This window comes from Sphingomonas bacterium (assembly GCF_903643065.1).
Taxonomy (GTDB): domain Bacteria; phylum Pseudomonadota; class Alphaproteobacteria; order Sphingomonadales; family Sphingomonadaceae; genus Sphingomonas.
In genome coordinates, this window is record NZ_CAHJWX010000020.1 from 1 (window position 1) to 13,754 (window position 13,754).

Annotated in this window: 12 protein-coding genes and 1 CRISPR repeat array; of the genes, 8 read left to right on the plus strand and 4 right to left on the minus strand. The window is 66.0% G+C overall.

All coding sequences use genetic code 11. The features are described from left to right. The 4 genes from HUU95_RS01635 to cas9 all read right to left on the minus strand — a co-directional run. Window positions 1–1,447, minus strand: a 1,447-nt coding sequence (locus tag HUU95_RS01635; RefSeq protein WP_174278492.1) for a M16 family metallopeptidase, incomplete at its 3' end; no start/stop codon positions are given. A gap of 734 nt (window positions 1,448–2,181) precedes the next feature. Then, window positions 2,182–4,065: a CRISPR direct-repeat array (repeat unit 36 nt; unit sequence GTTGCTGTTGGGCCGCGATCTCTGAGCGGTTATGAC). 74 nt (window positions 4,066–4,139) lie between these two features. Further along, window positions 4,140–4,478: a CRISPR-associated endonuclease Cas2 gene (cas2, locus tag HUU95_RS01640; protein WP_217429721.1), complete on the minus strand. Its 339-nt coding sequence runs from the start codon at window positions 4,476–4,478 to the stop codon at window positions 4,140–4,142. Beyond that, complete coding sequence (cas1, locus tag HUU95_RS01645) at window positions 4,475–5,401, minus strand: type II CRISPR-associated endonuclease Cas1 (RefSeq protein ID WP_174278493.1); 927 nt, start codon at window positions 5,399–5,401, stop codon at window positions 4,475–4,477. The genes cas2 and cas1 overlap by 4 nt, the downstream gene beginning before the upstream one ends. Before the next feature lie 45 nt (window positions 5,402–5,446). Beyond that, window positions 5,447–8,776 (minus strand): type II CRISPR RNA-guided endonuclease Cas9, encoded by a 3,330-nt coding sequence (cas9, locus tag HUU95_RS01650; RefSeq protein ID WP_254602558.1) that lies wholly within the window; start codon window positions 8,774–8,776, stop codon window positions 5,447–5,449. 387 nt (window positions 8,777–9,163) lie between these two features. Here cas9 and dctA point away from each other — a divergent pair, with 387 nt between their 5' ends. The 8 genes from dctA to HUU95_RS01690 all read left to right on the plus strand — a co-directional run. Next, the gene (dctA, locus tag HUU95_RS01655) at window positions 9,164–10,429 is read left to right on the plus strand and encodes a C4-dicarboxylate transporter DctA (RefSeq protein ID WP_174278495.1); all 1,266 of its coding nucleotides are present in this window, start codon (window positions 9,164–9,166) and stop codon (window positions 10,427–10,429) included. 54 nt (window positions 10,430–10,483) lie between these two features. Continuing rightward, window positions 10,484–12,010 carry an acyl-CoA carboxylase subunit beta gene (locus tag HUU95_RS01660; protein WP_174278496.1) on the plus strand — a complete coding sequence of 509 codons (1,527 nt, stop codon included), beginning with the start codon at window positions 10,484–10,486 and terminating at the stop codon, window positions 12,008–12,010. Between the two features lie 45 nt (window positions 12,011–12,055). Next, on the plus strand, window positions 12,056–12,355 hold the full coding sequence (locus HUU95_RS01665; protein WP_174278497.1) for a hypothetical protein: 300 nt from the start codon (window positions 12,056–12,058) through the stop codon (window positions 12,353–12,355). Beyond that, window positions 12,355–12,567, plus strand: coding sequence for a hypothetical protein (locus HUU95_RS01670; protein WP_174278498.1), 213 nt, complete (start codon window positions 12,355–12,357; stop codon window positions 12,565–12,567). The genes HUU95_RS01665 and HUU95_RS01670 overlap by 1 nt, the downstream gene beginning before the upstream one ends. After that, window positions 12,564–12,977 carry a methylmalonyl-CoA epimerase gene (mce, locus tag HUU95_RS01675; RefSeq protein WP_174278499.1) on the plus strand — a complete coding sequence of 138 codons (414 nt, stop codon included), beginning with the start codon at window positions 12,564–12,566 and terminating at the stop codon, window positions 12,975–12,977. Before HUU95_RS01670 ends, mce begins: the two co-directional genes overlap by 4 nt. Before the next feature lie 36 nt (window positions 12,978–13,013). Continuing rightward, on the plus strand, window positions 13,014–13,283 hold the full coding sequence (locus HUU95_RS01680; RefSeq protein ID WP_174278500.1) for a hypothetical protein: 270 nt from the start codon (window positions 13,014–13,016) through the stop codon (window positions 13,281–13,283). Continuing rightward, window positions 13,255–13,533, plus strand: coding sequence for a type II toxin-antitoxin system RelE/ParE family toxin (locus tag HUU95_RS01685; RefSeq protein WP_174278501.1), 279 nt, complete (start codon window positions 13,255–13,257; stop codon window positions 13,531–13,533). The genes HUU95_RS01680 and HUU95_RS01685 overlap by 29 nt, the downstream gene beginning before the upstream one ends. Further along, window positions 13,530–13,754, plus strand: a 225-nt coding sequence (locus tag HUU95_RS01690; protein WP_174278502.1) for an enoyl-CoA hydratase-related protein, incomplete at its 3' end; no start/stop codon positions are given. The genes HUU95_RS01685 and HUU95_RS01690, both read left to right, overlap by 4 nt.

The window sequence follows — 13,754 nt, forward strand, 5'->3', positions numbered from 1 at the left end:
TCACCGCCGCCTCGCCACCCGCCGGCGCCTGTTGCGCCGCCACGAACACGAGCGGGCCCGAGCCCGCAAACGCGCGCCCGAGCGCGGCCTGCGCCTCGTCGGGCGTCACCGTCCTGGCCCAGGCGCGCACCTGCGCCTCGTCCTGCACCGGGCTGGTGGCGACCTCGTCCTCGTCGATATTGTCGAGCAGGTTGTCGACGATGTCGGTGGTCTTGCGCGTGTCGTTGCCCGCCGCCGCGCTCGCGAACTCGGCGAGCAGCGTGGTCAGCGCGCGATCCAGCTCGGCGCGGGTGAAGCCGAACCGCATCGCCCGGCGCTGCTCGTCCACCACGACCTTGAGCGCCGCCAGCCGCTTTTCCGGTGCGGCATTGAGGCCCAGATTGGTGAGGTTGGCGGATTTCAGCACGTTGCCCTGCCCGAACGATGCGCCCAGAAAGGGCGGGTCGGGCCGGCGCGACAGATCGGTATAGCGCTGGTTGAGCATGGTGATCGCCACCAGCCGGACGAAGTCCTCGCGCTCTCGCGTGTCGGTGTCGGCGCGCGCGTCATAGGCTCGCGCCCACGTCACCAGCGTGCGCTCAGGCGCGCCGGCCTCGGCAAAGGCACGGACCTGCTCGGTGCGGGCCTTGACCGCGCCATAGTCGATCGGCGGGCCGGCGGGGGTCTTGGGCCGCCAGTCGGCGAAGCGCGTCCTGATCCGCGCCTCCATCTGATCCGCGTCGAAATCGCCGATCGCGACCACCACCGCGTTGTCCGGGCGGTAATGCGCCTCGTAATAGGCACGCAGGCGCGGCGCCTGGGCGGTCTTGATCACGTCCACCAGCCCGATCGGCCAGCGCGTCGGCGCGCGCTGGCCCTCCAGGTCGAAGCCGAGCTGCGCCTTGACCGCGTGATAGCCCGGGCTGTCGCGCAACCGCTCCTCCGACAGGATCACGCCCCGCTCGGAGTCCATGCTCGTCTGCGACAGCGTCAGCTCGCTCGCGATCTCGCGGAAGAAGCCAAGGCCCGTGTCGATGCTGTCCGCATCGGAGCGCGGGAAATCGAACTGATAGGTCGTCGCGGTCTGCCCGGTCGAGGCATTGGTGTCCGCGCCAAAGGCGAGGCCGTGGCGCTGGAGCACACGCATCATCTCGCCGTCGGGCACGTGGGTGCTGCCGCGAAACGCCATATGTTCCAGGAAATGCGCCAGGCCCTGCTGGTCGTCCTCCTCCGCGATCGAGCCCGAGCCGATATAGAGCCGCAGCGACATCTGTCCCGGCGGCGTCGCGTTATGCATGACGGCATAGCGCATCCCGTTGGGCAGCGTGCCGAAGCGGATCGCCGGGTCCGCCTTGCGGCCGCTATAGCTCTGCGCCCACACGCCCGGCCGCTTCTGCGGCACCTGCGCCATGGCGGCGGCCGCGAACAGCGAAGCCGAAGCGCCCAGCCACCAAGTCATTCGATTCATGCGATCCTCCGCCCGGCATCGCGCTTACGCGGAGGGGAGAGTGGCTTCAATCCTCCCTGGGGCGGGGCGGGGACCGCCGCCGCAGGCGATGGTGGAGGGAGCCGGCGGCGCGGTGTCTAGACCGGGGCTCCCTTCCGTCACTGTTGCGCGGGCACAGCTTCCCGTTCCGGAAGGATGAAGGCGTTGCCCCCGCTCCCGCCCGCAGCAGCACGCGCCCAAACATAAGGAGCATGGCATCGGGGATGTCCCGCTCGCATTGAAGGCAAGCGTTTCGGCCAGGTCACGGCGCTGGACGAGTTCGGCTTTGCCGTCCGGCAGGGCGGGGTATCCGGATTACCGGGCGGCAACGGCGCGGGCGAAACCACCAGCCCGCGCGTGGTGCTCGACACCATCCGCCCAGCCGCCGAACGGATCGTCGTGCCGAGGCGCGAGCCGCGGCGGGCGCATGCGCGCGGTATCGCCTCCTATAGAAAGCGGGCAATATACTGCGCGGGGTACTATCGCCAGTTAAACCGCTACGGGACAGGCAGCGCGAGTACCGCAGCCGGCTTGACCTGACGCGCGGCGACAAAACCAAGATGGATAGGGGGCATGGCACGACAGATGCCGCTCGTTATTGTTCTGGTTGATTGCCTGATCCTGTAGTACTTCGTCTACCAGAAGGTGTAGTTGCAACAAACTGTGATCTCTAAGCATTTATGACTGGCCAATCATCGCGACCGGGTCGGTGCCATGTTGCTGTTGGACCGCGATCTCTGAGCGGTTATGACCGCGTCCGATTGCCGGAGGATCGTCCACCAGTTGCTGTTGGACCGCGATCTCTGAGCGGTTATGACGCCGCCGCTGACGTTTACTGCATTGACCATGTTGCTGTTGGACCGCGATCTCTGAGCGGTTATGACCGAGGCCGAGGGCGCAACCGGGTCCGGGGAGTTGCTGTTGGACCGCGATCTCTGAGCGGTTATGACATTACGGATCGAACCGTCCCGCTCAATCGAGTTGCTGTTGGACCGCGATCTCTGAGCGGTTATGACAACCGCGCGCCCAGCCGCACCAGGACGGCCAGTTGCTGTTGGACCGCGATCTCTGAGCGGTTATGACCAGCGGCAACGCGGCTGGGCTGACCGGCGAGTTGCTGTTGGGCCGCGATCTCTGAGCGGTTATGACAAATCGACCGTTCTTCCGCGCCATCCAATGAGTTGCTGTTGGACCGCGATCTCTGAGCGGTTATGACCAGCGGCAACGCGGCTGGGCTGACCGGCGAGTTGCTGTTGGGCCGCGATCTCTGAGCGGTTATGACATACAGCGCCACCGTTCAGCCCTCCCGTTGGTTGCTGTTGGGCCGCGATCTCTGAGCGGTTATGACCGACGCCGACCAGCCGCGCAACGTCGCATGGTTGCTGTTGGGCCGCGATCTCTGAGCGGTTATGACGCGATAATAGGCAAGCCGATCAGCCGCCCAGTTGCTGTTGGGCCGCGATCTCTGAGCGGTTATGACAATCCGTACTGACACCGCGATTATGGTGGAGTTGCTGTTGGGCCGCGATCTCTGAGCGGTTATGACCGCGCGTCTCCTCGCGCAGCGTCTCGGTCTGTTGCTGTTGGGCCGCGATCTCTGAGCGGTTATGACGCGCGCGCGCCACGAGGCGCCGGCGGCCGGGTTGCTGTTGGGCCGCGATCTCTGAGCGGTTATGACTGTCGCTGCGAGACCTCGCGTGAGCGGCCTGTTGCTGTTGGGCCGCGATCTCTGAGCGGTTATGACACGTGTTGGTACACGTGCGCGACCCGAAAAGTTGCTGTTGGGCCGCGATCTCTGAGCGGTTATGACGAGGCGAAGGCGGGGACCATTAAGTGCTCGTTGCTGTTGGGCCGCGATCTCTGAGCGGTTATGACTAGATCGGCCGACCACCATCGCTTCACACGGTTGCTGTTGGGCCGCGATCTCTGAGCGGTTATGACTCCTCCCAGATCAGGTCCAGCTCACCCCGGTTGCTGTTGGGCCGCGATCTCTGAGCGGTTATGACCGATCTTGACATCGATGGGCTGGAGCAGGTGTTGCTGTTGGGCCGCGATCTCTGAGCGGTTATGACCGGCTCCATGAGCGCGCGCTGAAAGTCTGTGTTGCTGTTGGGCCGCGATCTCTGAGCGGTTATGACACTATCGCCTGACGCCCGGCATGTCGTCGCGTTGCTGTTGGGCCGCGATCTCTGAGCGGTTATGACGGCGCCGTTGCGCGCCCACCACGGCTCCAGGTTGCTGTTGGGCCGCGATCTCTGAGCGGTTATGACCCGCACGAGCTGGCGGCGCTGCCGAGCTGGGTTGCTGTTGGGCCGCGATCTCTGAGCGGTTATGACGACAGCCTGCGCCAGTCGCGCGCGGCGCTGGTTGCTGTTGGGCCGCGATCTCTGAGCGGTTATGACAAAGAGGAACGGCTGTTGCAGGCGTGCCGCGTTGCTGTTGGGCCGCGATCTCTGAGCGGTTATGACCTGCTTCATGCCTGCGCGCCGTCGGCCGACGTTGCTGTTGGGCCGCGATCTCTGAGCGGTTATGACGCTCCGGCCCCGGCAGGCCGCACCAGCTTGGTTGCTGTTGGGCCGCGATCTCTGAGCGGTTATGACGGAGGGCCTGCTAACTCGTTCTTTTCGAACGAGTTAGCAGGCCCAAACCGCCCCTCGAAACGGTCGCGAATCATTCAGAACAGCGCCAGCTGGTCCGGATTTCGGCGGGGACGGCGGCGACGTTGGCCCGCGAATCGGACGATGTTCTCATATTGCTTGTCCGTGAAGCTGAGGATGTGGATGTCGCCCTTGTCCGGCAGGTGCGCCTCGATCCGCCGCAGATAGGCCTCGAACTGCTCCTTGCCGTTACAAAATCGGGCATAGATCGAGAATTGCGATTTCTCGAAGCCCTCGTCGAGCAGGTACTCGCGGAACTTGGTCGCCGCGCGCATCTCCGCCTTGGTGCCGACGGGCAGGTCGAACATGACGAAGATCCACATCAGTCGATAGCCGCTGAGCTGGGTCGCGCTCACGCGGGCACGGGCACGGGGAGCGCGGCGAGATCGAGCGCCGCCGGCGGGCGGGGCAGCATCAGGTCGCTTGCCTGGCCCGACTGAAAGGCGCGCGCGAGCGTCGCCGCCGCGCGGGTCGCCGCCTGCCACACCGTCGTGGTACCGTCCTCGCCGGGCAGATCGAGTGCGATCAGGCCGGCATAGGCGCGCTTGGCCGCCGGCGTCACCTCGACCACCCCCGCGCCCAGCAACCGCATCGTCAGCCAGTCGACCAGCGGCCGGAACGGCTCGATCAGGTCGTCGGCGAGCGCCAGCGGGTTGCCGCGATTGGCATGGTGGACGCCGACGGACGGGTGCAGCCCCGCCGCGACCACCGCGCGCGCGCAGGTCGCGCGCATCACCGCATAGCCGTAGTTGAGCAGGCCGTTGGCCCCGCCCGCGTCGCGATCGCGGCGAAAGCCCGCGCCCATCAGCTCGCCCCAGTAACGCCGCGCCGCCTGCGCCTCGACGTTCTCCGGATCGCCCGAGCCGACCCGGCGCGCCATAAAGGCGTAGGGCGCCGCCGATCCGCCGGCGGCGGCGATCACCGCGCCCTGCCAGCCGATCTTGGCGATCACCAGCGCGCGCCACAGCTGCTTGGCGAGCGGCCGCCGCGCCTCCCATTGCGCGCGCATGCGGCCGTTCTGCGCGTGGTGCCCCGCGATCGGCAGGCAGATCGCGACGGGCGAATGGTGTGCGCCGCACAACAGCAGGATCGCGCCGCGCTCGGCCAGCGCCACGACCAGGTTGGTCGTCCAAGTGACGCCGTGCGCATGGACGATCACCGCGCCGACATCGTCGAGCGGCACGCGCCCAACCTCCTCATGCCCCTCGCTCACGATCAGGTGCCCGCGATGCGCGGACAGGTGCCGGCCATCGGTGGCGATGTCGACGATGCGTTCCACGGCGGCCCTCCTGTGCCAGGAGGTTAGGGGACTTTGGATGAGTAGTCAGCGCGGGCCGGGGTCGAATATCCTCCCTAACGGGTCCATTCGTACCTGACGGGCCTTCGCCTTCAAGATGCTGCCGCCGGACAAGTAGACGTATTTGAACGGATCACTTTCGCGCTTCGTTGCATCACGCTCCTTGAGATTGCCGGCTTCGTTCGGCGCCGCGAGCGTCAAGCGACCCTGCACGTTAAAGCCCGCCACCCGCAGGATTTCACGAGCGGCGCCGTCCCGTTCCACCGCGAGCAGATCGTTCTGGCGTAGGTTTAGCATTAGCTTCGCGGCAGGATGAGGTCGCTGGTCCTCGTTACCTGGTCGATGCGCGTCAAACATGGTCACCACCTTGGTCACGAGCTTGCCCGAGGGCAGACGCCACAGCTCAAATCGGGCGTTCGCATCGCCCTTGTAGGCCTTGTAGGCGCGTCCTGCGTCGTCGCGGATTGGGATGATATTGAGCGGCTCCTCAATCCGGACGTGCCGCAGTCCCTTGAAAAGGGGCTTGCCGGTCTTGTCCTTCCTAATGCCACCGTCGCGGTGCAACTGTTTCAACCCGACCTCGAAGTCCTTGCCGCCGCGACCATGGGTCGCCTTCTCCAGTTCTTCGCGGAGGGCGGCGTCAACGATCCGCTCCGGATCGGAGATATCTCCCGGCTTGAGGCCAAGAAGCGGTACACGATGCACGACGATAGGGGTTCGACCGTCCGACGCGGTCTTTCCCGTCAGGCCGTAGGCCGTATCGTTGTGGAGGCGCCCGGCGGTGGAGTCGTGGTGACGTGACGGCGCATGTTGGCGCCCGTGATCGGCCTTGAAACTTACCGTCGTGCGGAGGAGCTGCTCCCGCAGTTCCTCGCGAAAGCCAGGCCAGGGCTGCTCCAGATCGTCGAACAGGCGGTCCAGGTCGCGGTCCTCCGCCAGTCCGGCGGTGCGCGCGATGCGCTGTAGCAGTCCGCGCGTCGTCGCCGCCGTGACCGCTGCGTCGATCGCGTGATGGCGGTGATCCAGCCGGTTCTTGGGCGCGTCGCTGTGCTTGTTCTCAACATAATTATGATCTGGCAGAAGGCTGTTCAGCCCCCAGAGCCGCCGCAGCATCGCGGTCATGCGGCCAGGGATGACGTAGACGCCGCCCCCATCCGCCTCGGGGTAGAGGCTGCGCAAATACTTGCCCGCGAGCCGGGACAAATACTGCGTATCGGTCAACTGGCGCGCCAGGAAACCGCCGTCCTTCTCCACGCGCGCCATCGCGTCGGGGCCGAAGCGCCACTGCTTCGACTTGTGAAGGCGGGCGACCTGCGTGGTGATCCGATCCCAGCGATCCGCGTCGCTGCCCCACTTTTCGAACGGCGTCCTGTTGCCCTTGACCCGATTGCAGCTTCGATGAGCGACGACCTTGTTGGAGGCGCTGTCATCGAGCGAACGCGAGTAGGGGATGACGTGATCGATGTCCGCCTCGCCGGTGAACAGCTGGCGCATGCCGATCGGCTCGGCGCAATAGGGGCAGCGCCGGTCGGCGACGTTGGCGGAGTTCAGCTCCTCCCAAAGCTTGAGCAACGCGCGATTCGCGCCGGTATCGGGCGCCACCGGTTCGCCCGTGCGCTCTTCGGATGCGTCAACGCCTCGCAGCAGGCGCGAGCGGCGCTGCGCGTCGGCGGTGTCCTTGCGGATGCGCTTATTGTGATCCTCTTTGTCCTTGTCGTTGAGCTTCAGGTCGCGGGCGAGTTCGACGACGATCTGATCCGGCCGACCGTGCACCGCCATGATCGCGTTGACGAGCTTCTCCAGCTGGCGCAGCCCGATGTGGACGGTGGGGTTGGTGATCTTGCCCCAGCGCTTCTCCGGAGGGTCGGATGCGAGCTGAGTGCCCGGCGGTATGTCCTGGCTCAGCAATTCGCCATAGTAAGGAAGCTTCTCCAGCACCTCGCCCGTGCGGAAATCGCTATGATGGCCACCCGGAAACGCGGCGAGCACCGCCTTGTCGTAGGTGACGACGTCCTTCTTCAACTCGGCGAGGATGAGCCGGGTCGCGGTCTCGCCCAGGCGGCCGTGACCTTCCGGCGGATGCACCTTCGCCGTCTCCCGTGCAGAACTTTCATTCAACTCGCAGTCCTGCGTCAGGAACGCGTGTAGTCGGTCTGGATCTTCCTCCTCCAACAATCGCTCGACGATCTGCCATTGTTGCTCAGCGGACTTGTTCGCCCAAGCGGTCTCGCCAAACCTGGTCTTGTGCGCCAGCGCGGCATATATTTCGTTGCCGGCCAGTTTGAGGCGGGTATCCGTTGCCTTGTTGAAGCTTTCGCCGGGTTGCAGCTTCAATCTCTTGCCCAGCGCGGTAAAGCTTCGTTCTCTTGCTCCGCGCAACTCGCGGATCAGGTCATCGCGTTGCTCCAGCGTCAGTTTGCGCGAGGCCTCGCCCGGTGTCGTGATCTCCAGCTGGTTGATCTCCTCGTAAAGCCGTCTCTCCTGGAACAGCGGGTGTGCCTTTGGCAGGCGACGCTCGCTGTTGACGAAGGTGCAAACACCAACCTCCGCTTCCTTGAGCGGGCGTTGAAAGAACAGGATGCGGTGCAGCGCGGCACAGGCCGTGTCGGTCAGCAGCGCTGGATGATATCCGACCTGTTCTTCCCAGATGCGGTTGAACTCGTGCTCGACATGGCGACGTTGCGGGTAGAAATCATAGGTCTGACTGTCACTGTCCAGCCGAACGCGGGTGGACTTTGGGTCCGGACGACCATGTTCGTCAGTCGCCGTCTGACGCCCGTGGAGAAAGACGCCCAGTGTTTCTGCGTCAGCTTCGGCCATGGCGCGATCGAGCGCATATTCACCTTGCTTGATCTTACCCTGCTCGTTCTCCTTAGTTCGGCGCTCCGCCTTGCGATTGGACAGGAAGCCGCGCCGCTGGTTGAGGTGGAACAGCGCACGGCCAATCTCATACGGATCGAGCCGTTCCGTAAGCGCGCGAGCGCGAAGTTCGTAGGGCAGCGCGGGGTGGTATTTACCACCGCCATTCCGGAACCGGGCAATTCTGCCTTCGGCGATCAGCTTGCGCTCATCGGCGTCGGCGGGCATTAGGTCGTGATCGACTAAAGCCTGCAGAAAGGCTGAGCGTCGGCCAAGATAGCGGTCCCGTCGACGCCGCGTCGCTCGCGCCGCGCGACGATCGACCGCGAGGGAGGCACCGGATTTCGGATCGCGACCGTTGCTGAAAATGCGCGCGCCGATGTCAACAATTTTGCCTCTCGTGATGGTGGCTTCATCGAATGCCGACCTTTCATTGACTTCCACCAGCGCCCATCCAATGCTGTTCGTTCCAACATCAAGTCCAAGCCGAAGAGCCATTTTCTGCATTCCATCACTAACGGCAGTGACCTATGGGATAACACTGATTAATTTGGCTTGCAACGCATTGGCTAAAGCGGCATGGGCGAAGGCAGTGCAGAAATGCTCGAAGTCGGAGGCGATTGTCCAAACCTCGCCTCCGACTTCGGATGCTGCCTCGCATCAGGGCATGACGTAGCATTAGCTCGGCGTGAGTCCAAGCCGCCGAGCGGCTCAGGTACTTTCGGCTTCACTGACGGCAAGTGACCTAGTTGCAGCTTATTGACATCACGTTCGCGTGGGGTAGGATGACGTTCTCAGAGATCGCGTCCAGCTGTTAACAAGCAGCTTGACTGCACCAAATAAGGGCGGGGCTACGGCCCCGCCTTTTTCATGGGAGAGCGCTAGGTGACCGTCGAGGCCGCGCCGCGCCCCCACCCTGCTTCCCATCTCTACCTCCAGGTCCTCCTCGCCATCGCGCTGGGCGCGCTGGTCGGCGCGCTGGCGCCCGCCACCGGGGCGGCGCTCAAGCCGCTGGGGGATGCCTTCGTCAAGCTGGTGCGGATGATCATCGCGCCCGTGATCTTCCTGACGCTGTCGACCGGCATCGCCGGCGTCGCCGAGCTCAAGGCGCTGGGGCGGGTCGCGGCCAAGGCGCTGGGCTATTTCGTCGCGGTCTCGACGCTGGCGCTGGTGATCGGCCTGATCGTCGGCGACCTTGTCCGGCCCGGCGCCGGCATGGGCGTCGATCCGCGCACGCTCGACGCCGGCGCGGTCGCGACCTATGCGAAACAGGCGGGCGAGACCGGCATCGTCGACTTCCTGCTCGCGAGCATCCCCGACACGCTCGTCGGCGCGTTCACCGGTCCCTCGATCCTGCCCGTCCTGCTTGTCGCGATACTCACCGGCGTGTCGCTCAGCCTGACCGGCGAGCCGGCGCGGCCGGTGCTGGACCTGCTCGAACGCCTCTCTCTGGTCGTGTTCCGCATCGTCGCGATGCTGATGCGGCTCGCCCCGATCGGCGCGTTCGGGGCGATCGCGTTCACCGTGGGCAGGTTCGGGCTGGCCGCGCTCGCGCATCTCGGCGCGCTGGTCGCGTGCTTCTATGGCACGGCGGCGCTCTTCGTGCTGATCGTGCTGGGCGGCATCGCCGGGCTGTGCGGCTTTTCCATCCTCAAGCTGCTGCGCTATCTGTCGACCGAGCTGCTGCTGGTGCTCGGCACGTCGTCGTCGGAGGCGGCGTTGCCGCGGCTGATCGAGAAGCTGGAGGCGGCGGGCTGCGCCCGGTCGGTGGTCGGGCTGGTCGTGCCGTTGGGCTATTCGTTCAACCTGGACGGCACCAACATCTATCTGACGCTGGCCGTGCTGTTCATCGCACAGGCGACGGGGACGACATTGGGCTGGGGGCAGGAGGCCGCGCTGCTCGGCGTCGCGATGCTGTCGTCAAAGGGCGCGGCCGGCGTGACCGGCGCGGGGTTCATCACGCTGGCGGCGACGCTGTCGATCGTGCCGACGGTGCCGGTCGCGGGCATGGCGCTGATCCTCGGCGTCGATCGGTTCATGTCCGAATGCCGCAGCCTCACCAACTTCGTCGGCAACGCGGTGGCGACGATCGTGGTCGCGCGCTGGGAAGGCGTGCTCGACCGCGATCGGCTGCGCGCGGCGCTGGGGTAGCGGACAACGCGCGCGAGGCTTGCGCCGGCCGGCGATTGGCGGAATGAGGCGGGGATGTCCTCCACCATCGCCGAACTCGCCCGCCGCCGCACCGCCGCCAGAGCCGGAGGCGGGCAGAAGCGCGTCGACGCGCAACACGCCAAGGGCAAGCTCACCGCGCGCGAGCGGCTGGACGTGCTGCTCGACCACGACTCGTTCGAGGAGCTCGACATGTTCGTCGAGCACAACGCGGTCGATTTCGGCATGGCGGAGCAGACGGTGCCGGGCGACGGCGTCGTCACCGGCTCGGGCACGATCAACGGCCGGCTGGTGTTCGTCTTCTCGCAGGATTTCACCGTGTTCGGCGGTTCGCTGTCGGAGCGGCACGCGCAGAAGATCTGCAAGATCATGGACATGGCGCTCAAGGTCGGCGCCCCCGTGATCGGCCTCAACGATTCGGGCGGCGCGCGCATCCAGGAGGGCGTCGCGTCGCTCGGTGGCTATGCCGAGGTGTTCCAGCGCAACGTGCTGGCGTCGGGCGTGGTGCCGCAGCTCAGCCTGATCATGGGCCCATGTGCGGGCGGCGCGGTATATTCGCCGGCGATGACGGACTTCATCTTCATGGTGAAGGACTCGTCCTACATGTTCGTCACCGGGCCCGACGTGGTGAAGACCGTCACCAACGAGGTGGTGACGCAGGAGGCGCTGGGCGGCGCGGTGACGCACACCACCAAGACCAGCGTCGCCGACGTGGCGTTCGAGAACGATGTCGAGGCGCTGCTCGCGGCGCGCGACTTCATCGATTTCCTGCCGCTGTCGAACCGGCAGGGCGTGCCCGAGCGGCCGACCAGCGATCCGTGGGACCGCGTCGACGAGTCGCTCGACACGCTGATCCCGGCGTCCGCCAACCAGCCCTACGACATGCACGAGCTGATCGCCAAGGTGGTGGACGAGGGCGATTTCTTCGAGGTCCAGCCCGCGCACGCCGCCAACATCGTCACCGGCTTCGGCCGGATCGAGGGCCGCACAATCGGCATCGTCGCCAACCAGCCGACCGTGCTGGCGGGCGTGCTCGACATCAACTCGTCCAAAAAGGCCGCTCGCTTCGTGCGCTTCTGCGATGCCTTCGGCGTTCCCGTCGTCACCTTCGTCGACGTGCCGGGCTTTCTGCCGGGGACGGCGCAGGAGCATAACGGCATCATCAAGCACGGCGCCAAGCTGCTCTTCGCCTATGCGGAGGCGACCGTGCCCAAGATCACCGTGATCACGCGCAAGGCCTATGGCGGCGCCTATGACGTGATGGCGTCCAAGCATCTGCGCGGCGATCTCAACTACGCCTGGCCGACCGCCGAGATCGCGGTGATGGGCGCGAAGGGGGCGGTGGAGATCATCTTTCGTGGCCGGACGCCCGACGAGATCGCCGAGCGGACGGCGGAGTATGAGGCGCGCTTCGCCAACCCGTTCGTGGCGGCGAGCAAGGGCTTCATCGACGAGGTCATCCAGCCCCACTCGACGCGCCGCCGCATCGCCCTCGGGCTACGCAAGCTGCGGGGCAAGACGCTGGAGAACCCGTGGAAGAAGCATGACAATATCCCGTTGTGAAGGGCCGGCCTGCGCATTATAAGCTGATGTGAAGGAGCGGCGAAGATGCAGACCGAACGGGTGACGTTCCTCACCACGCCGGACCACAAGGCGGCGCTCGACGCGTTTGCCCGCGACAGCGGTATGTCCGTCGGACATGTCGTGCGCGAGGCGACGAGCAGCTACATCGCGCAGGAGAGTGCCGACGAAGAGGAAGCGCGCGCGCTTGTCCTTGACGAAGTCGAGCGGGCGATGCCGCTGATCCAGGAAGATCTGGACGCCATTCGCGCGAGCATCGCCGAAGCCCGGGCGGCGATCGCCAAGGCTCTGGCCGGGCCAGACCACCGGCGGGACCTCGCGGCCTGATGGCGGTCGCCGAGCGAACCTGGGGCGCGTTCAAGTCTTTTGTTCTCTACCAGGAGACAATCAAGGCCATCCGCGACGATATGGCCGCCTTGTCGCGTGATGTGGCGGCGCTGAGCAACGCGCACGCTGACCTGCGTGATCGGATCAGTCGGTTGGAAGGCGTCATCGACGGGGTAGCCATGGCCGGCCGTCAGCGCCGGATCGAGGGATGACGCTAGGCCGCCTCAACCACATCGGCATCGCGACGCCGTCGATCGAGCGTTCGGTCGAGACATACCGCACCCTGCTCGGCGCCACCGCGATCGGCGCGTCGTTCGATCTGCCCGCGCAGGGCGTGCGCGTTTGCTTCGTCGACGCGCCCAACACGCAGGTCGAGCTGATCCAGCCGCTCGACGACGCCTCGCCGATCGCCGGCTTCCTGCGCAAGAACCCCGCCGGCGGGCAGCATCACCTCTGCTTCGAGGTGCCCGACCTCGCCGCCGCCGTCGCCGCCCTGCGCGCGAAGGGCGCCACGTTGCTGGGCGAGCCGCGCATCGGCGCGCACGGGACGCCGATCGTCTTCGTCCACCCCCGCGACATGGGCGGCGTGCTCGTCGAGATGATGGAACCGCCCGCGCACTGAGTCGCCCCGACGTGCGAAAAGGAGTAAGCCGGCCGCATGAACAAGCCCGCTCACCTCCTCACCCCCGACTTCCACATCGGCCCGCTCAACGAGAATGGGGAGCAGATCTGGTCGCCGGAGGAGGAAGCGGCGATCGCGCGGGCCTGGGCCGATCCCGAACGGGTTACCGCCCTGGCCGAGGCGGAAGCCGATATCGCCGCCGGGCGGGTACGGACTCATGCGGAACATTGCGCGTGGATGGATGAGCGCAAACGGGAGTGGTACGCCCAGCGCGGCTTTGAACGTCGTCTGGAGCGAACGGGCTGAGCATGATCTCCTGCGGCACTGGCTCTTCCTGGCCGAGCGGAGCACGTTTTACGCCGAACGGGTCGAGGCAAGATTGAGGTCGGCGGCTGCGCTGATCGGCACAGTGCCGTTCATGGGGAGACGGGTCGTCCGGACGACATGCGACCTGTCTTTGCCCGACATCCAGTATGTCATCCGCTACCGCGTCGATGAGGATGTCGTCCGCATCCTCGAAATCTACAGCCCTCGCCAGAACAGGGAGGAACCGTGACCACCGCCACGATCCAAGCCGAACGCCGCGACGACGTGCTCGTGCTCACCCTCGACCGGCCCGATCGGCTCAACGCCGCCAGCGTCGAACTCGCGGACGAGCTGTCCGACGCGCTCGACCGGATCGATGGCGCGCGCGCGGTGCTGCTGACCGGCGCGGGCCGCGCCTTCTGCTCGGGCGCGGACCTGCAGGGGCTGGGCGAGCGCGCCGGCTCGGCGGGG

Excerpts from the sequence above, each read along its gene's own strand:
- HUU95_RS01665 (WP_174278497.1), top strand. The coding sequence starts at position 12,056 with ATGCAGACCGAACGGGTGACGTTCCTCACCACGCCGGACCACAAGGCG.
- HUU95_RS01680 (WP_174278500.1), top strand. The coding sequence starts at position 13,014 with ATGAACAAGCCCGCTCACCTCCTCACCCCCGACTTCCACATCGGCCCG.
- HUU95_RS01670 (WP_174278498.1), top strand. The coding sequence starts at position 12,355 with ATGGCGGTCGCCGAGCGAACCTGGGGCGCGTTCAAGTCTTTTGTTCTC.
- mce (WP_174278499.1), top strand. The coding sequence starts at position 12,564 with ATGACGCTAGGCCGCCTCAACCACATCGGCATCGCGACGCCGTCGATC.
- cas9 (WP_254602558.1), bottom strand. The coding sequence starts at position 8,776 with ATGGCTCTTCGGCTTGGACTTGATGTTGGAACGAACAGCATTGGATGG.
- HUU95_RS01660 (WP_174278496.1), top strand. The coding sequence starts at position 10,484 with ATGTCCTCCACCATCGCCGAACTCGCCCGCCGCCGCACCGCCGCCAGA.